The organism is Sphingopyxis sp. CR5, assembly GCF_059693785.1.
Window position 1 is genome coordinate 26767 of sequence record NZ_JCATIE010000002.1, and the last position, 18183, is coordinate 44949.

The following is an 18183-nucleotide window of genomic DNA, read 5'->3' on the forward strand; positions in this document are numbered from 1 at the left end:
CCGTCGCGATTCGGCGCGCTCGTCCCGCTGGGACTATAGCTATCAAGGAGAGGAAAGATGTTGCCGAAAAAGGGCAAGAAGTTGCACCTCGACGAAGAGGATGTGGCTTTTGCCATGATGATAGCGGAAGCTCTGGATACGGATCTGGGGCGGACTCATCAGGGCGTAAAAACAGCTATGCGCTGGACCGGTGCGAGCGAGCGGAGCGTCAAGCATTGGTTCGCTGGATCGCATGCGCCGCGGGGGCGCCACCTGGTGGCGCTGATGCGCAATTCCAACCCGGTGCTGACCCGGATCCTGGTCGCAGCGGGACGACGCGACGTGTTGCTCGCCCTCGAGGTGGCGACGCTTCGATCCAGGCTTGAGGCTATGCTTGCGCTCCTCGATCAGTTCTCGATCGACGGCGCGCATGATCCGGCCCGCCGGGAAGCATAATTCCCGGCAGGGCGGCGCCAGCATCCCGGCCAACGCATGAAGAGCGGAAATAAATTCCCGTTATTGGTTTACGGGAATTCCGTTGGTATATCGGCGAAAATCGGGGCTTTGCGGCCTTCCGTGTCGAGCATCTGTGGCCGAAAACAGCCGATTTCCCGTTAAATTCCCGTCAAAACGGGAAAGGCGCACCAGAGAGCGGTTCGCAGGTGACTGGCTCCACCGCCATTTCGCGTCAGTTGCCGGCTGGCAGCACCGCCATCGAAATCGCCGACGGATAGCGGCGCGTATAGAAGACCGAATGGGTTTGCGTCCGATAGTCGGCGGGCTGCGCCTTCAGGATGTTCGGCACGAACGTCTGGGGATTGCGGTTGATCAGCGGGAACCAGCTGCTCTGGACCTGCACCGCGATGCGGTGCCCCTTGCGAAAGACGTGCGATGCCGAATGAAGGTCGATCCTGTATTCGAGGACCCGTCCGGGCGCGATTGCGCTCGGCCGTTCATAGCTTTCGCGAAAGCGGCCGCGGAACACGTCGTTCGCGATCATCCGCTGGCGGCCGCGCAGCGCCTGGGGCGTGCCGGCGTCGGACGGATAGACGTCGATCAGCTTGACCACCCAGTCGGCGTCAGAGCCGGTGGTGCTCGCAAACAGGCGCGCGGCGATATTGCCCGCAACGGTGACGTCTTCGTTCAGCGGCTCGGTTTGCCAGAACAGCACGTCGTCGCGCGCTGCAAACGGGGCCTGGTCGTCGGCGATCCACGTCGACCAGGTCGACCCCGGTGCCAGGAACGGCTTGAGCACGGCGCGGTCGCGATACGGCACGGGGTCGGCGGGGTCCGACACGAAGCGGCTCACCCCCTCGTCGGTCGCCGGCGGCTCGAACGACAGCGTCCCGTTGCCGTGAAAATAGAGGTTGCGCGCCTCGCTGTCCGCCGCCGGCCAGCGCGACAGCCGCTGCCACCTGTTCGTCCCGGACTGGAAAACCAGTGCTTCGGGTTGATCGAGCGTCCCTTCGCCCTTCAGCCAATAGCGGAACCAGGGAAGCTCGACCGCGGTGCGGAACCATGTCCCGGTCGCACTGCCAAGCTCGAAGGGGCCATAGCTGCTGCCCTCGCCGCGCCAGCCGCCGTGGTTCCACGGCCCGACCACCAGATAGTTCAGCCCCCGCGCATCGCCTTTTTCCTGGTTGGCATAGATGGTCATCGGGCCATAGAAATCCTCCTGGTCCCACCAGCCTGCGACGATCAGGTTGGGCACCGCAACCTTCGCGGGCATCATCTGCGACGTGCGGCTGGCGCGCCAGAAATCGTCGTAATTCGGATGCGAAACGAAATTCTGCCAACTCGGCATCGTCCGGCCCAGTTCGCGCCGGTCCATCGTCGCCAACTCGCCCTGCTTCAGGTACCAGTCATAGGCGTCGTCGGTCCCGAAATCGAAGATCGTCATCGTACGCCCGTCGGTTTCGAGCGCCGACACCCACGACCAGGCATAGTCGAGCCGGAAGGCGCCGTTGTGCAGGAAATCGTCGCCGATGAACATGTCCTCGGGCGATGCCTGCGAGGTCACGGCCTTGAGCGCGGGATGCGGCTCGGCGGTCGCCACCGCGGCGGTCCAGCCCCCATAGGACACGCCGAAAACCCCGACCTTGCCATTGTTGACGGGCAATTGCTTCACCAGCCAGTCGATCGAATCATAGGTATCCGTCGCCTCGTCGATCCCGTCGGGCGCGCTTTTGAGCGGGCGCAGGTTGACGAATTCGCCCTCCGAACCAAAGCGGCCGCGAATGTCCTGAAAAACGAAGATGAACTTGTCGGCCGCCAGCTCGGCATAGGCGCCGCCTTCGGACAGGCCGGTCTCGATGCGCTCCCTGGTGAAACCATAGGGCGACCGGGTCATCAGGATCGGCAGGGGTTCGGTCACCCCCTTCGGACGCCAGACCTGAGCGTGGAGCCGGACCCCGTCGCGCACGGGGATCATGACATCCTCGGCCTCATAGCCCGATTTTGCCGCCGGCGCCGCAACGGCAGGCTGGGCGATCGCCGCGGGCTGCAGCGGCGCAGGGCCGGCGATCGCCAGCAGCAGGGCCGACGCGGCCAGGCGGAAACGGCTCCAGGCTTCGGGCATCAGACTCTCCCCTCCGAATCGAACGGCATAAACATGAACGAGCAGCACGGGATTTCCAGCGCAAATTTTCCATTTGGGATATTATTTTCCGATTGGAGGCTCAGATCGCAAGCTTAGACGGTGGCATCGGCCGCGCGGATCGGGCACAAGAATCGCCTTGGCGCAACGCAGGGGGCTGGCTGGCCGATGGGGAAGCGACAGTGCGGGAACGGAACCGGCAACGGCTCCGCGGCCAAGCCCTGATCGATGGTGCTGCCCGATCAGACGGAATCCGAAACGCTGGCCGCCGCGATCGCGGGTGATCGCGACGCATTCGAGCGCCTGCTCCGCCGCCATTACGACCGGATTCACGGCCTTGCCTGGCAGATGACGGGCTCGCGTGCCGACGCCGACGATATCGTGCAGGACGTCTGTTGCCTGCTCGCCGACAAGCTGGCCGGCTTTCGCGGCGACGCCAAATTCACGACATGGCTGTTCCGCATAACGGTCAACGCGTGCCGCGACCTGCGGCGCCGGCGACGATCCTTTGCGGGGTTCGCCGGCCGCCTGACCGTGATGGCGGGGCTCGCGCGCGTACCGGACGGCCGCGACCTTTACGATGCGGTATGGATCGAAAGCGCGATATCCCGGCTGAAGCCCGACCTGCGCGACACGGCGATCCTCGTCGCGGGACAGCAGTTGACTCATGCAGAGGCCGCCGAAATCCTGGGCGTCGCAGAGGCGACGATATCGTGGCGGATGCACGAAATCCGGCGCCTGCTGGCGGGCGCGCAAGGCGGAAAACGCTAACGATCGATTATTCTCCCAAGGAAATCCGGAGATGGGGCGTCCCAGTTACATGCGGGCAATATCGCGCCGCACGCCTCAGGGAGATCCTTTATGCCCCGTCCCTATCTTGCCCCGGCCGCCGGACTGACGATCCTGCTGGCCGCCGCCTGTTCGAACAATGCCAGCCCCGACACGGCGTCGCCGTCGGCCGAGATTGCAGTGACCGCATCGAAGACCGCCAGCGCGGAACGCCAGCGGCTCGACGTCGCGGCCGAAGCCCAGGCCTATCCGGCTCCGGCCGCCCCGCCGCCGCCCGCCCTGATGGTGCGCGCCGCGCCCAGCGGGATTATGCCCTATCCCGGCGACCGGCCACCGCCCTATTATCAGGACGTCGGCCGCGACAAATTTACCGCGACCGACCAGAACAGCTTCAAGGTCGCGCAGCAGGACCCGGTATCGACCTTCTCGATCGACGTCGACACCGCGTCCTATTCCTTCGTACGCGCCTCGCTCGACCGGAACGTCCTGCCGCAGCCGGCGGCGGTGCGGACCGAAGAAATGGTCAACTATTTCCCCTACGACTATGCCGGGCCGACCGACGCGAGCCAGCCCTTCCGCTCGAATGTCGCGGTCTTCCCGAGCCCCTGGAAAGAAGGTCGCAAGCTCGTGCGGATCGGAATCAAGGGCTATGCGATCGAAAAGGCCGAACGCCCGCGCGCCAACCTCGTCTTCCTGATCGACACGTCGGGGTCGATGAACGCCCCGAACAAGCTCCCGCTGGTCAAACAGTCGCTCGCGATGCTTCTCGACCAGCTCGGCGCCGACGACCGGGTGGCGATCGTCACCTATGCCGGCAGCGCGGGCACCGCGCTCGAGCCGACCCCGGCGAGTCAGAAGGGCAAGATCCTCGCCGTGCTCGACCGGCTCGGCGCGGGCGGCAGCACCGCGGGCGCCGAAGGCATAAGGCAGGCCTATGCGCTTGCGGAAAGCAATCTCGATCCCCAGGGCGTCAATCGGGTGATCCTGGCCACCGACGGCGATTTCAACGTCGGCATCACCAATCAGGAGGAGCTCAAGGGCTATATCGAGCACGAGCGGGGCAAGGGCGTGTTTCTCTCGGTGCTGGGCTTTGGCATGGGCAATTATAACGACGCGCTGATGCAGGCGCTCGCCCAGAACGGCAATGGCGCCGCCGCCTATATCGACACCGTCGGCGAAGCCCGCAAGACGCTGGTTCAAGAGGCGACCTCGACGCTGTTCCCGATCGCCAAGGACGTGAAGATCCAGGTCGAATTCAACCCCGCGACCGTCGCCGAATATCGCCTGATCGGATATGAGACGCGCCTGCTGAATCGCGACGATTTCGACAATGACAAGGTCGACGCCGGCGAGGTCGGGTCGGGACAGACGGTAACCGCGCTTTACGAGATCGTTCCCGTCGGCGGACCGCGCACGATGGGCGACCTGCGTTATGGCAAGCCCGTACCCGCGCCGCGCGCGGCCGCGGCGAATGGCGAATATGGCTTTGTGAAGATCCGCTACAAACTGCCGAAATCGGATCGCAGCACGCTGATCTCGACACCGATCGACCGGCGGGTCGAGGTCGCACGGTTCGCCGATGCGCCGCGGGATGCGCGGTTCGCGGCGGGGGTTGCGGCCTTCGCCGAACTGCTTCGTGGCGGCCGCTACAACGGGGCGATGACCTATGACGATGTGCTGGCGATCGTTTCGGCGGCGCGCGGCGACGACGACTATGGCTATCGCAGCGAACTCGTCCAGCTCGTCCGTGCTGCCAGGACCGCGGGGTCGATGGCACGCCTCGACCGCTAGGATCGAGCCATCGGCGAGGCGGCGGCGCAGCACGGATCGCGCCGCCGCCTCCCAGCATCGACGCGCGCCCGAAACGGGCTATAAGATGATCGTCATGGCTGCCTCCCTTCCCCACCCCGCCGGCACGTTCGCCGACCGTCGGTCGCCGGCGTCGATCGGAGCGGCGGGACGATGAGCGCGGACGGGGACATCGGGCGGCTGCTTCCCGACCCGCCACCCCCGGCGCCCGCGCGCCGCGAAGCGGCGATCGCAAAGGCGGCGCGCCGGTTCGGCGGCGAGGCAAGCGATCCCCGCAAACCCGCGCGCGCGGCCAGGCCGCAGCGGGGCGTATGGGATAAGATCCGCCGCCCGCAGGTTCAGGCCATCGCCGCGTTCGCGCTGGTCGCCGCGATCAGCCTGCCGCTTGCGCGCATCGCGCTCGACCGGCCCTCGACGCTCGTGGAATCCCCGCGCGAGAAACCCGAACGGCGCGCGGCCGAACCGCGGATGGCCCGGCTCGAGATGACGGCCCCCGCAACGCGTGCAGTGGCGCCGCCGCCGTCCGATATCGCCGCGCCCGCGCCTGCCGAACGGGCCAAGGCGCCGCCCGCCGCTGCCCCGGCCGACGCGGATACCGCCAGCAACCGCGAAGCCTCCGCCGATGCCGCCCCCGCCAAATCCGCGCCCGCCAAGCCCGCGCCGCCGGCGGACCGGGCCGCCGCCGAGCCGGTCGAGATTGCGGTCACCGCGCAGGCCCGACGCGCCGCCGCGCGCGCGCCATCGCCGCCCGCCGCCTTCGCGCCGGCGCCAGCCGCGCCGCCACCGCCGCCGCTGGCCGAGAACAACATCGTCGTCACCGGTGCCGCGCGGGCTCGGGGAGCCCAGGCCGCGCGCGGCGGTTGGAACGCCTGCACGATCGACGACCCGGCGCACGACCCGGCCCGCTGCGCCGGGCTGCTCAAGGGCGGGTCGGCGGCGCAGCGGCGCGCCGCGCGAACTCATCTGGACGAAGGGCTGGCCGCTGCATGGCAAGGCGACCTCGACGCCGCCACCCTCGCCTTCGACCGGGCGATCGACGCGCTTCCCGACCAGTCGCTCGCCTATCTCAACCGCGGCCTCATCTTCGCGCGCCGCGACGACCTCGACCGCGCGATGGCCGATCTCGACCGGGCCGTCCGCCACGCGCCCGCCAGCGCGAGCGGCTATTATCACCGCGCGCAGCTCTGGCGCCGGATGGGCAAGCCCGATCGCGCCGCCGCCGACGAAGCGCGCGCGGTCGACCTAGACCCTCGCTACAAATCGGTCGTTCGCTAGGACGGCGCGCGGTCGTAGACCAGGCGGAATCCGACGTTGCTCGTCCCCAATCCCGGATCGCGCCCCTGCCGCGCCGCAGGGCGATAGCGCTGGCAATAGTTGGGCGCGCAAAGATAGCTACCGCCCTTCACCGTGCGCGACGGCATCCCGGGATTATAGGGATCATAGGCATGGTTCCGGTCGGGTCCTGTCGGGTTATCGCGGTCGGCGGGATCGTGGCCGGGACGGTAAAAGTCCGAAACGACTTCCCACACATTGCCAACCATGTCGTACAACCCGTTGGCATTGGGCTTGTAACAGCCGACAGGCGCCACGCCCTTGAACCCGTCGGTCGCCGCGTTGAAATTCGGGAAGGCGCCTTGCCAGCTGTTCGCTTCGGCCGGCTGGACATTGGCCGATCGCTTGCCCGCGCTCGCCGCATATTCCCATTCGGCCTCGGTCGGCAGCCGGCCGCCCCGCCATTTCGCATAAGCCGCCATATCGTCCCACGCCAGATGGACGACAGGCTCGTCGGCAACCTCGGCGGGTCCGGTCGGGCCATAGGGCTTCTTCCAGTTTGCCCCCGGGACATATTTCCACCAGTCGTTGTAATTGTTCGACGGGAAATCGGGCGGCGTGAACACCGCCGATCCGGGTTTCAGCATATCGGCGGGGATCTGGTCCGCGGGCACCTGGAACTGCTTGGGATCGACGGGCTTTTCGGCCACGGTGACATAGTTGGTCGCCTTCACGAAAGCGGCGAACTGGCGGTTGGTAACCTCGTGCGGGTCGATCCAGAAGCCGGCGACGCGCGTTTCGCGGACCGGTCCTTCCTCGGCATAGACATCGTCCTCGCCCATCGCGAACGTGCCCCCGGCCAGCTTGACGGGGGTATCGGCGAGCTTCGGGCAGCTACGCGGTTGCGCCGCCGCCTCCCGCGCCGCGTCGCCGCCTCTGTCGCCGCAAGCGCCGAGCAGAGCCAGCCCCATCACGCTCGCGGCGCTCGTCCAGATCAGCTTCGTCACGCCCACTCTTCTCCCCTTACCCCCGTGCAGGCTCCGACATTTGCGCGACGCTCCGCGCATAGCCGCGAAATCCCAGCGTCAGGACGATCGCCGCGACCGGCAGCGCGAATCCCATCACGACCGCCATCGAATAGCGCAGCATCGCATCGTCGCCAAAGACATGATCGGTCAGCAACGCCATCAGCATCGGGCCAAAGCCGAGCCCGGTCAGGTTGACGACGAAGAAATAGAGCGCCGTCATCCGCGCTCGATACTCGTTCGGCGTGATCAGCTGAAGGGCGACGGTCCCGACCCCGTGCATCGTCAGGAACGGAAAGGCGAGCGCCAGCGCCGCAAAGGCGAAGTTCGCGCCGGGCATCAGCGTCATCGTCAGGAATGGCGGCCCGCCAAGCAGGATCGACAGGCGCATGACGCGCAGGTGCGCGTCGCCGACACCGCGCGCGAACCAGCGGTCGCTGAGCGCCCCGCCCATCAGCAGGCCCGCCGCGCCGCCGGTCGCCATGATAATGCCGAACCACAGCCCGGCCTCGGTAACCGGCAGGCCGAAGCTGCGGGCAAAGAAGGTGGGTATCCACGCCATCGCACCGTACATGACGATGCCGATCAGCGACATGCCCGCGAACAGCGCGCCAAAGGCGGCGCGATGAGCCCGCAGGTGCGCGATCAACCCTGGCGCGGGCGCGCCAGAGGCCGCGGCCGCCGCACGCCCCCGGCGCAGCGGTTCGCGCACGGTGAACAGCAACAGACAGAGCAGCAGCCCCGGCGCCCCGACCCACAGGAAGATCAGCCGCCACGCCTCCATCGCGCCAAAAAACGGAATGACGACATCGGGCGCCGACAGCACCGCCTGGACGACGAAAGCACCGAGGATCAGGGCGATCCCCGACCCAAGCGGCACTCCGATCGAATAGACCGCCATCGCGCGCGCCAGCCGGTCCCTCGGAAAATAATCGCTCAGCATCGAAAAGGCCGCGGGCGACAGCGTCGCCTCGCCCACCCCGACCCCCATCCGCGCCAGAAAGAGCGCGCTATAGCTGCCGGCAAAGCCGCATCCCGCCGTCATCACGCTCCACAGGCCGACCCCTGCGACGATCAGGTTGCGCCGGCTGTACCGGTCGGCGATCCACGCGAGCGGCAGGCCGAGAAGCGTGTAGAAGAGCGCGAAGGCAAGCCCGATAAGCAGGCTGACCTCGGTATCGGAAATATCGAGCGCGGCCCGAATCGGCGCGACCAGCAGCGTCAAGATCATCCGGTCGACGAACGAAAGCGTATAGGCGAGCAGCAGGACGCCGACGACGTACCAGCTATAGGCCGGACGTGGCCACGGGGGATCTTCTCGCCCGATCGAGCCGGTTTCGGCCCCGCGCGCTCGCTGCATCTTCCCTCTCCATCCCGTCGCTCGCCCCCCTCTTGCACCGGGAAGACAACGAGCATATACAAAGCGAAATATACTTAGTTACCTAAGTAATCATAGGCCGCATAATGACGGTCCGGAAAAATAAAACAAGCGGATGGGAGAAGATCATGTCGAGGAATATCGAGCATAGCCGCGCCCTGCTGCTCGCCGGGGCCGTCCTTTTCGCGGTTCCGGCCGCGGCACAGGACGACGCGCGCGACGACAGCGGCGACATCATCGTGACCGCGCAGCGTACCGAACAGCGCCTGCAGGACGTCCCCGTTTCGGTCACCGCCTTCGGGTCCGAACAGCTTCGCGACAACAATATCGAGTCGGTTCAGGACATCGCCGTGCGGACGCCGGGGCTCGCGGTCAGCGCGGTCGACCCGATCAACACCAATTTCGCGATGCGCGGCATCGGCAGCGCGCCGGGAATCAGCCAGAATGCCGGCGGCGACCCGTCGGTCGTGGTCTTCGTCGACGGGATCTACGCCGGACGCGGCGGCACGCCCGATCTCGACGCGCTCGACCTCGAACGGGTCGAAGTGCTGCGCGGCCCACAGGGCACGCTGTTCGGCAAGAATGCGATCGGCGGCCTCGTCCAGTTCATCAGCCGCAAGCCCGACGACGAAGAGAGTTTCCATTTCGAAGGGACCTACGGCAACTACAACCGCTTCGGGGTGACCGCGCGCGGCAACATGCCGCTCAGCGACACCGTCTATCTGTCGGCCGGCCTGTCGCACAAACAGCGCGACGGCTTCGAATATAATGAAACGACGGGCAACGACGTCAACGACCTGAACCTGACGACGGGGCGGGTCGCGCTGCGCTTCGTGCCGACCGACACGCTCGACATCATCCTGCGCGCCGACGTCTCGCATCAGGATCAAAAGGGCAATCCGCGCCACAATAACTGCGATGCCAGCTTCGACGGCGGCATCCATTGCGCCGGCATCAATCCCGACCCGCGCGTCGTGAACGCCTATATCGACGGCGAGGTGAAGCGAACGATCCAGACCTATTCGGCAGAGGCCAACCTCGACCTGCCGTTCGGGACGCTGACGTCGCTCACCGCGCTGCGCAAGGTGAAGTTCAACTTCGTCACGCCCTTCTTCAGCAATCCGATCAACCCGCCGGCGCAGATCGAATCGACGAGCTTCGGCGAAGAGAACAACAGCCAGTTCAGCCAGGAACTGCGCCTCGCCTTCGACGCCTGGGCCGGTCGGTTGAAGGGTCAGACCGGCCTCTATTTCCTGAAAGAGAATAACGACCGCATCGAAGGACAGATCCAGGACTTCCCGACCCCGGCAAGCTCGGGCACCGGCATCTACCCGCAATCGGTCAACGCGCGCAGCTTCGCGATCTTCGGCCAGGTCGATTATGAGATCGTGCCGTCGCTCACCGCGACGCTCGGCGCGCGCATGACGTGGGAGCGCAAGAGCGGGCGCTTCGCCGGCTACAAGGCCGACGACGGCCCGGGCCTGCCGCCGCCGCTGGGCTCGCTCGCCGGCTACGACGTGACCGGCAAAAAGAGCTGGAAAGCCTTCACCCCGCGCTTCGCCCTCAACTGGAAGGCGACCGACGACGTGCTGCTCTACGCATCCGTCGCGCGCGGATACAAGAGCGGCGGCTTCCAGGGAATTTCGGGCACCGCGGCGGGGGCGTCCACCCCCTATGATCCCGAATTCGCATGGGGCTATGAAATCGGGGCCAAAACCGACTGGTTCGACCGCAAGCTGCGCCTCAATATTGCCGCGTTCCGCACCGATTATTCGGACCTTCAGATTTCGCAGCTCGTCCCGCTGTGCTGCGTCGTCGTCAGCAATGCCGCCAAGGCGCGGATCAAGGGCCTCGAAATCGAAACCGTCCTGCGCCCGGCCCAATGGCTGCAACTCGACGGCAGCTATGCGTATCTCGACACGCAGTTCACCGAATATGCGATCCCCGGCCAGGATTATACCGGCAACCAACTGCCGCGTTCGCCGAAGAACAAATTCAACGTCGGCGGCCAGATAGAGGCCCCGTTGGGCGATATGTCGGCCAAGCTGCGCGTCGACTACAGCTGGGTCGGCGACGCCTATTTCGAAGCGTCGAACATCCCGCAGCAGCTTTGGCCCGCGCATGAGAATCTCGACGCCCGCCTGTCGCTCGGGGGGCCCGGCGATGCTTGGGAAATATCGCTCTGGGGCAAGAATCTGACCGACGAGCTGGTGCCGACCTATGTCACCTACTTCGGCCCCTATCGCCAGATTCTCACGCCCTACGCCCCGCCTCGCACCTATGGCGCGACGGTCGCGTTCAACTTCTGACGGCGCCGCGGCGGGCCATTACCCGCCGCCCGCTTCCCAAAGGAACGATCATGCAGGAACCCGCCTTTCGCTATCTTTGTTCGTATCGCGCGGCCTTCACCGAGCCGCAACAGATGATCGGCAAGGCGCATTTCGGCCGCCGCATGATCGCCGCGCTCACCGGCGGAGAGGTCGAGGGCGAGCGCCTGCGCGGACGCGTGATGCCCAGCGGCGGCGACTGGGCAACGATCGACGACAACGACACGCTGCGCCTTGATGCGCGGATTACGCTGGAAACGCATGACGGCGCGCTGATATACGTATCCTATCGCGGCGTCCTCAGGCCCTTGTCGGTCGCGCACCGGCACGCGCGCAACGGCGGGCCACAGACCGATGCCGAGCGCGCCGAAATCTATTTCCGCACCGCCCCGATCTTCGAAACGGGCGACGAACGCTATGCCTGGCTCAACGACATCGTGGCGGTCGGAATGGGCGCGACGATCGGCGGCGCGGTGCGCTACGACGTCTTCGAGCTTACCTAGGGTCCACCTCCGCTTGGGCGAGATTGCCGATCACACGCAGCATCAGGCGGCGCAGGACCTCGATCTCCTCCTCTGAAAAGTCGCGCGTCGCGAGCGCCTGCACCTCGCGCGTCACGGGCAGCAGGACGCGCGCAAGCCGCCGGGCGTGCGGCGTCAGATAGACGAGCGTTTCGCGGCGATCGCGGCGGTTGACGCGGCGATGGACCAGCCCCGCGCCCTCCAGCCCGCGCAGCGCCACCGCCGTCGTCGCATCGCGCATCGCGAGCCGGCAGCTCAGCTCGTGCTGGCTGATTCCGTCCTCGCGCCAAAGCTGGCGCAGGAAGGTCCAGTGTCCGGCAGAGACGCCGTGCACGATGGTTTCGGCTTCGCGCAACGCCGAAAAGGATCGAAAGATCAGCCGGGAAAGATAGCCGAGACTGTCCGCGAAATCCCAATATTGGGTCCACTCGCACGGCTCCGTCTTCGCCAGCATCGCCCTTGCTCCCTAACGCCGCGCAACCTCCGCGACCGACCGCACCAGCTCGGTCATCAGCCGGTCCAGAACGGGATCGGCAAGGCGGCCCTCGCTGTCGAACGCCCGGTGCGCGTGCGGCACGCTGAGTTGCTCGGGCACGACGAAAGCCTGCACCGTGGTCAGGATCTGGCGCAGCTGCGACAGGCCGCGCAGACCGCCGAACGGGCTCGACGACGCCGATACGAGGCCAAAGGCCTTGCGCCGAAAGGCGCGATAGGCTTGCGGTGGCTCCTCCCCGCTCGGGCACGACAGCCAGTCGATCGCGTTCTTGAGCATCGCGGTAACCGACCCGTTGTGCTCGGGGCTCGCCAGGATGACCCCGGCATGGCCGCTGAAGGCGTGCTTCAGGGCGATCGCCTCGGGCACCTCGTCGACCGCCCGGGCGTCGGCGCCGAACAGGGGCAGCCGATAGTCGGACAGCGACAGGCGGGTCGTTCGCATGCCCAGGCCGCGCGCGGCGTCGGCGGCGCAGCCGATCAGCTGTTCGTTCAGCGAGCCGGGACGGATTCCCCCGGCCAGCAACAGCAGGTCCGCCGGCGCCGCCGCCATCGTCAAAAGTCCAGCGAGAGCTGCACCGTCACCGTCCGCGGCGCCCCGACCATCGCCATATGACTGTTGCCGCCAAAGACCGGGGTGTTGAATCCCTGCGTCGTCGTCAGCTTGTTGGTCAGGTTGCGCCCGACAAGCGCGAGTTCCCAGCGGCCGTCCTCGCGCCCGACCGCGAGCCGCGCATCGAGCTTGGTGAAGGCGCCTTGCGAATTGAGCGGGTTCATGTCGGGCTGAAAGAACGAACGCGACTGATGGTTCGCCGACAGCCGCGCGAGCGCATAGAGGCGATCCGATACCGGATATTTGCCCTCGACGAAGCCGCTCGCGGTCCATTCGGGCGCACGCACCAGGCGAACGCCGGCCAGGTTGTTCGTTTGCGGCGTGCAGGTTGCGGGCGCGTCATACAGGCAGGCGCCACCGGGATAATCCTTGTAATGGGCATCGAGGTAGCCAAGGCTGCCCCCGACCCGCCAGTACTCGCCGAGCCCGATGTCGGTGTCGACCTCGATCCCCTGCGCGATCGCCGACGCGGCATTGCCGGTGACGAAGGCGGTGCCGTTGTATTCGGACACTTGCAAGTTGCTGAAGTTGGTGCGGAACAGCGCGATGTTGAAATTGCCCTTGCCGTCCAGGAAGCGGAATTTTCCGCCGATTTCCCAGGACCGCGCCCGCTCGGAATCATATTGGAAGGTCGCGATGCCGTTCTGGATGTTATAGAGCAGCAACGCGTCGTTCGACACGAAGCCGCCGCCCTTGGTCCCGGTCGCGTAACTCAGGTAGACATAAGCGTCGCGACTGAATTCGTAGCGCGCGCGCAGCGAATAGTCCCACAGGCTTTCCTTGCGCGTTTCGTCGAGATCATAGGGCAGATAGGTCGGCGGAAAGACGCCGTCGTTGAACGAGCGCGCACGCCCGTCGCGCTTTTCGTGCGAATAGCGCAGGCTGCCGCTCAGCATCACCTGCGGGCCGACCGGCACCTCGACCGACACGAAGGGCGACAGCGAGCGGCCCGCCTGGTCGAACTGGCGCGTCGACAGGCCGTTGAGCGGGGCGGGGCTGCCCGCACTCGCCGCGTTGAACAGCGACGCCTGCTGGATGTGCAGATCGGTGTCGATATAGGTCAGCCCGGCGATGAACGATCCGTCGTCGCCGATCGGGCGCTGGGCGCGCACTTCCTGGAACAGCGAGTTCGAACGTTCGGTAATGTCGGATTCGAGGAAGGTCAGCGGTCCGTCATAATCCGAATTCACCCCGCCATCGAGTTCCTGGTACGCGGTGACCGAGGTGAAGGTCCAGTCGCCGGCGTCGAGTGTCATCGTCAACTGGGCCATCGTCGTTTCGGTATCGTCATATTCGGGGTTCACCGTCCGCGCCGCGCGCCGGAAGCTCGGATATTCGGGAACCTCCTCCCCCGAATTGCGAACCGCATCGCACAGCGCGCAGCCCGCATCGCCGATATAGTTGAACACCGTCGTCCCGCCGTCGATCCGGTTCGACGAATGCTCGACCTTGAGCAAGGCGTCGAAGCCGTCGGTCGGCTCCCACAGGATCTGGCCCCGTACCGCTTCGTAATGCGCGCCGTTCTGGCCTTTCCCGGTGATCGTGTTGGTCATCGTATCGCCGATCGCACCGGCGCGCCCGGTCAGCCGCACGCTGACCGTGTCGGAAACCGGCCCCGATATCGCACCCTCCAGGTTCCAGCCGCCATGTTCGACCTCACCGGAGGCGCGGAGGAATCCTTCGAAGTCGCGCGTCGGCCGCCGGGTGACGACGCTGATCGCGCCGGCGTTGGTATTCTTTCCGAACAGCGCTCCCTGCGGCCCGCGCACCACCTCGACCCGTTCGATGTCGAGCAGCGGGTTCTGGAACGCGCGCGAGCGGCTCAGATAGACGCCGTCGATGAACAGCCCGACCGATTGCTCGAACGACAGGTTGCCGGTCCCGGCGCCAAGCCCGCGCATCGTGATCGCGAAATTGCCGTTGGTACGGTCGATCTGAAGGTTGGGCACGCTGTCCTGCACGTCGTCGAACAGCAGGATGCCCTGCTTTTCGATCTGGTCGCCGCCGACGACCGCGACGGAGATCGGGACTTCCTGAAGCGTCTGTTCGCGGCGCGTCGCGGTGACGATGATCGCCTGCGGATCGTCGTCGCGCGCCGCCGCGCCCTCCGCATCCGCCTGTTGCGCAAGCGCAGGCGTCCCCAGGGCGAGCGCGAGCGCGCTCCCCCAAAACAATCTCGCAATGGTCATATCCCTCTCCCCAAGTGGACGGATCAGGTCAGCTTCAATGTCCTGTATTGCGAAGCCGGACCCGGATATTCGGCGCCGTCATCCGCGCCGATTTCGGCTGCAACGAGCGCATTGGTCTGGGAATTCAGGCGCTCGATCAGCATCTTGTGCGCGTCCGGCCGCCAGGCGAGATTGTCGATCTCGTCGGGGTCGGTCGCGGTGTCGTAAAGTTCGAGGTCGTTATAAGCGACCAGGTCGTCCCAGCGCCGCGGCACATGATGCTGCGCCGGCGCGAAATAGCGCGCGAACTTGTAGCGTCCGTCGTGGACGCCGCGATGCAGGCGGCGCAGCATCAGGTCGTTCTCCGCCAGCGGTTTCGCCTCGGTCACGCCCGGCGCCACGTCGGGCGCATTCCACCCATAGCGTACCGCATAGTTGAACAATATCCCGGCCGCATCGCGACCGGTGCGCGCCGTTGGCGACGCGACCGCCGCCGACAAATCATGCCCGGCGAGCGCCGGATGCCGCTCGCGCCGCTCGGCCTCCGACACCCCCGCCATCGCCAGGATCGTCGGCACGAGGTCGACCGAACTGCCGAGCGCCCGCGTCGACCGCCCGCCCGGCAGGTCGGGATGGACGACGATCAGCGGCACGCCGACATCCTCCTTGTAGATCGTGCCGCCCTTCTGCCGCATCCCGTGGGCGCCGGCGCGCTCGCCGTGGTCGGAGGTGAAGAGAATGATGGTATTGTCGAGTTCGCCCGACGCCGCGAGCGCGTCGAGCACCGTCTTCATGTGCCGGTCGGCGTCGCGAATGCAGTTCAGATAATAGTTGAGGTTGCGGCTCCACACCGCTTCGTCGCCGTGCGGCATCTTGCCGTAAAAGGCATATTCGCTCGCATTGATCGCGGCGTGGGCGCGCGGCTTGCGCGACAGGTCGTCGGCATGGAAGCTGCGCGGCAACGCAAAGCCCCAATCGCGGTCGTAGACCGGGTCGCCGGGGGCGGGCAGCAGCGGCGCGACCAGGTTGGGACGCATCCGCGTCTCCTCCCCCTCGCCGGTCGCGTCAAAGAACATGATATCGTGCGGATTGACGAAATTGACAGCCATGAACCACGGCGCATCCTCATCGTCGGCGGCATAGGCGCGAAGCTGGCCGACCGCTTCGGCGGCGGTCACGCCATCGTTGATGAACCCTTCCCACGTCAGGCCGACCCGCTCGCCGTCGAAATTATACTGGCCAAAGCCGAACGGCTCGAGCACGTCGACCGTATTGGGGAATATCCCGCCCGCGACACCGCGGAAATTCAGTCCCTTGTTGATGTTCGAAAGGTGCCATTTGCCCTTGTAGGTGGTGCGATACCCCGCCTGCCGCAGCATCGTGCCGATTGTCGGAATGTCGGGACTGAGCTCGGGATAGGGCGGCGAATTGGGGTTGGCATAGACGCCGGTATGCTGGGTGTGCAGCCCTGTATAGATGCTCGATCGCGACGGCCCGCACGGCGTCGTGTTCACATGGAAACGGTCGAACGATATCCCGCGTTCGCGCAGCCATTCGTGCGCTGGAAGCGGCAAGGACGCGGGAATGTCGGCGGGCGCGCGTTCCTGGTCGTTGACGATCAGCAGGATATTCGGCCGCGCGCGGCGCTTGCGGGGCTTTGCCGGTGTCGACGCCGCGGCATCGGCGCGCGCGCCGTGCGCCGCGACGATCGCCGCCGAGCCTCCGGCGAGCAACGTCCGCCGATCCATCTCCATTCTCTCCCGCATCTTCGCACCTCCCAATACCGGTTCGATGCCTTTTCTTAGTATTCTAAGATAATGCCTGCATCCATTTTTTTGTCAAGCATCTTGCGTATTATTTTCGGCCGGTCAGAAGACCGGCGTGTTGGGCGACAGCCCGATCAGCGAGCGGCCGAGCAATTCGGTTGCGGCGTCGAAGTCGTAGACGACGTGGCTCGCCATCACGTTGATGTCGCGCATCGCGCGCTGTAGCGGGCTCGATAGCATGTGCGCGCTCGATCCCGCGCCGTCGACGAGCAGGCGCACCGCATGGCGGCACAAATCCATGGCGAGCGCGACCTGCGCGCGCATCGCGATACGGTCCTCGTTGCTCACCAGGCCCGATCCCGCCGCTTCGGTCAGCGCGACGTTGCGGCGCCCGACTTCGCGCAGGATCATCTCGGCGGTCTGCGTCTTCGCGGCCGCCTCGCCGAGCCGCATGTGTGCGGAGGCCTTTTCGACCTGCTTGACCGTCGTGCCCAACATGGTGCGCACGCCAATGCGCTCGCGAAAATTCTCGACCGCCGACCGCGCGACGCCGACCGCCGCGATCGCCGCGGTGATCGCCAGGAACGGCGTCATCGGCATGCGGTAGATCGGATTGTGCGCGTGGATCGTCGCGCCCGGCGCACAGCCCATCCGCATCTCGCCCATGTCCATCACGCGATGTTCGGGAACGAAGATGTCCTCGCACCGGATGTCGTTGCTGCCGGTACCGGCCATCCCGTCGACATGCCATGTATCGAGCACCTCGACCTCGTCCGCCGGCAGCGTGAGGAACAGCTGCCGCGGCGGATTTTCACCGGGGACCATGCCGGTGATCATCACCCAGTCGGCGTGCATGATTCCGGTGCCCCATTTCCAGCGGCCGGTTAGGCGATAGCCGCCGTCCACCGGCTGTGCGACGCCGGGGGGATTAGTCGCACCCGGCGCGATGATATAGGGGAAATCGCCGCCGAAGGTTTCGTCCTGCAGCTTTTCGGGGAACTGCGCGAGCATCCAGTTATGTTCGACGCAAAAGGCGGTGACCCAGCCGGTCGAGGCACAGCCCTCGGCGATCGGGAGCATCGCATCGATAAAGCTGTCGATATCGAACTCGAGCCCGCCATAGCGTTTCGGCACGAAGTGATAAAATACTCCCGTCTTGCGGATCGCGCTCCATACGGCGTCGACGGGCCGGCGAAGTTCCTCGCACTCGGCGGCATGCGCGGCGACCAGCGGCTTCAGCGCCGTGGTCCGCCGGACCAGCTCCTCCGGCGTCAGCGCCGCCAGCTCTTCGCGCGAAAGCCAGTCGCCGCCCTTTGGAATGCGCCGGTCGGCAAAGGCTTCCTCCTCCGCGTGGCGCGCCTGAACTGCGATATTCATGACCATCCTCTCCCCAGCCGGCCGGAATCGGCCTGTCGGGACGAAGAATAGATAGACTTCTAATTATGTCA

General features: G+C 66.0%; 14 protein-coding genes. 6 read left to right on the forward strand and 8 right to left on the reverse strand.

What is annotated here, in order from left to right; all coding sequences use genetic code 11:
* The first annotated feature begins 57 nt into the window (after positions 1-57).
* Entirely contained in the window at positions 58-435 is a 378-nt protein-coding gene (locus tag AC58D2_RS03010) for a hypothetical protein (protein WP_147041982.1), read from the forward strand.
* Positions 436-667: 232 nt separating this feature from the next.
* On the opposite strand, the gene AC58D2_RS03015 is transcribed toward AC58D2_RS03010, so the two are convergent.
* The gene (locus tag AC58D2_RS03015; RefSeq protein ID WP_497387193.1) at positions 668-2557 is read right to left on the reverse strand and encodes a CocE/NonD family hydrolase; all 1890 of its coding nucleotides are present in this window, start codon (positions 2555-2557) and stop codon (positions 668-670) included.
* A 246-nt stretch (positions 2558-2803) separates the two neighbouring features.
* Here AC58D2_RS03015 and AC58D2_RS03020 point away from each other — a divergent pair, with 246 nt between their 5' ends.
* The 3 genes from AC58D2_RS03020 to AC58D2_RS03030 all read left to right on the forward strand — a co-directional run bounded on the left by AC58D2_RS03020 (position 2804) and on the right by AC58D2_RS03030 (position 6448).
* Positions 2804-3346 carry an RNA polymerase sigma factor gene (locus tag AC58D2_RS03020; protein ID WP_497387195.1) on the forward strand — a complete coding sequence of 181 codons (543 nt, stop codon included), beginning with the start codon at positions 2804-2806 and terminating at the stop codon, positions 3344-3346.
* Positions 3347-3436: 90 nt separating this feature from the next.
* A complete protein-coding gene (locus AC58D2_RS03025; RefSeq protein ID WP_497387197.1) occupies positions 3437-5155 on the forward strand; it encodes a vWA domain-containing protein in 1719 nt (572 codons plus the stop codon).
* 171 nt (positions 5156-5326) lie between these two features.
* A complete protein-coding gene (locus tag AC58D2_RS03030) occupies positions 5327-6448 on the forward strand; it encodes a tetratricopeptide repeat protein (RefSeq protein WP_497387199.1) in 1122 nt (373 codons plus the stop codon).
* On the opposite strand, the gene AC58D2_RS03035 is transcribed toward AC58D2_RS03030, so the two are convergent.
* Positions 6445-7452, reverse strand: a complete 1008-nt coding sequence (locus tag AC58D2_RS03035; protein WP_497387201.1) for a formylglycine-generating enzyme family protein — start codon at positions 7450-7452, stop codon at positions 6445-6447. The genes AC58D2_RS03030 and AC58D2_RS03035 overlap by 4 nt on opposite strands.
* Positions 7453-7468: 16 nt before the next feature.
* Complete coding sequence (locus AC58D2_RS03040; protein WP_497387203.1) at positions 7469-8830, reverse strand: MFS transporter; 1362 nt, start codon at positions 8828-8830, stop codon at positions 7469-7471.
* A 146-nt stretch (positions 8831-8976) separates the two neighbouring features.
* On the opposite strand from AC58D2_RS03040, the gene AC58D2_RS03045 reads away from it, so the two are divergent.
* Positions 8977-11157 carry a TonB-dependent receptor gene (locus tag AC58D2_RS03045; protein ID WP_497387205.1) on the forward strand — a complete coding sequence of 727 codons (2181 nt, stop codon included), beginning with the start codon at positions 8977-8979 and terminating at the stop codon, positions 11155-11157.
* 50 nt (positions 11158-11207) lie between these two features.
* On the forward strand, positions 11208-11678 hold the full coding sequence (locus AC58D2_RS03050) for a DUF3237 domain-containing protein (protein ID WP_497387207.1): 471 nt from the start codon (positions 11208-11210) through the stop codon (positions 11676-11678).
* Here the strand turns inward: AC58D2_RS03050 and AC58D2_RS03055 are convergent.
* The 5 genes from AC58D2_RS03055 to AC58D2_RS03075 form a co-directional block, all read right to left on the reverse strand.
* Entirely contained in the window at positions 11671-12150 is a 480-nt protein-coding gene (locus tag AC58D2_RS03055) for a MarR family winged helix-turn-helix transcriptional regulator (RefSeq protein WP_497387209.1), read from the reverse strand. The two genes, AC58D2_RS03050 and AC58D2_RS03055, sit on opposite strands and share 8 nt — an antisense overlap.
* A 12-nt stretch (positions 12151-12162) precedes the next feature.
* The gene (locus AC58D2_RS03060; protein WP_497387211.1) at positions 12163-12741 is read right to left on the reverse strand and encodes an NADPH-dependent FMN reductase; all 579 of its coding nucleotides are present in this window, start codon (positions 12739-12741) and stop codon (positions 12163-12165) included.
* A 2-nt stretch (positions 12742-12743) separates the two neighbouring features.
* A complete protein-coding gene (locus AC58D2_RS03065; RefSeq protein ID WP_497387214.1) occupies positions 12744-14990 on the reverse strand; it encodes a TonB-dependent receptor in 2247 nt (748 codons plus the stop codon).
* 23 nt (positions 14991-15013) lie between these two features.
* Entirely contained in the window at positions 15014-16735 is a 1722-nt protein-coding gene (locus AC58D2_RS03070; RefSeq protein ID WP_497387216.1) for a sulfatase family protein, read from the reverse strand.
* A gap of 102 nt (positions 16736-16837) precedes the next feature.
* The gene (locus AC58D2_RS03075; RefSeq protein WP_497387218.1) at positions 16838-18112 is read right to left on the reverse strand and encodes an acyl-CoA dehydrogenase family protein; all 1275 of its coding nucleotides are present in this window, start codon (positions 18110-18112) and stop codon (positions 16838-16840) included.
* Positions 18113-18183: the final 71 nt, after the last annotated feature.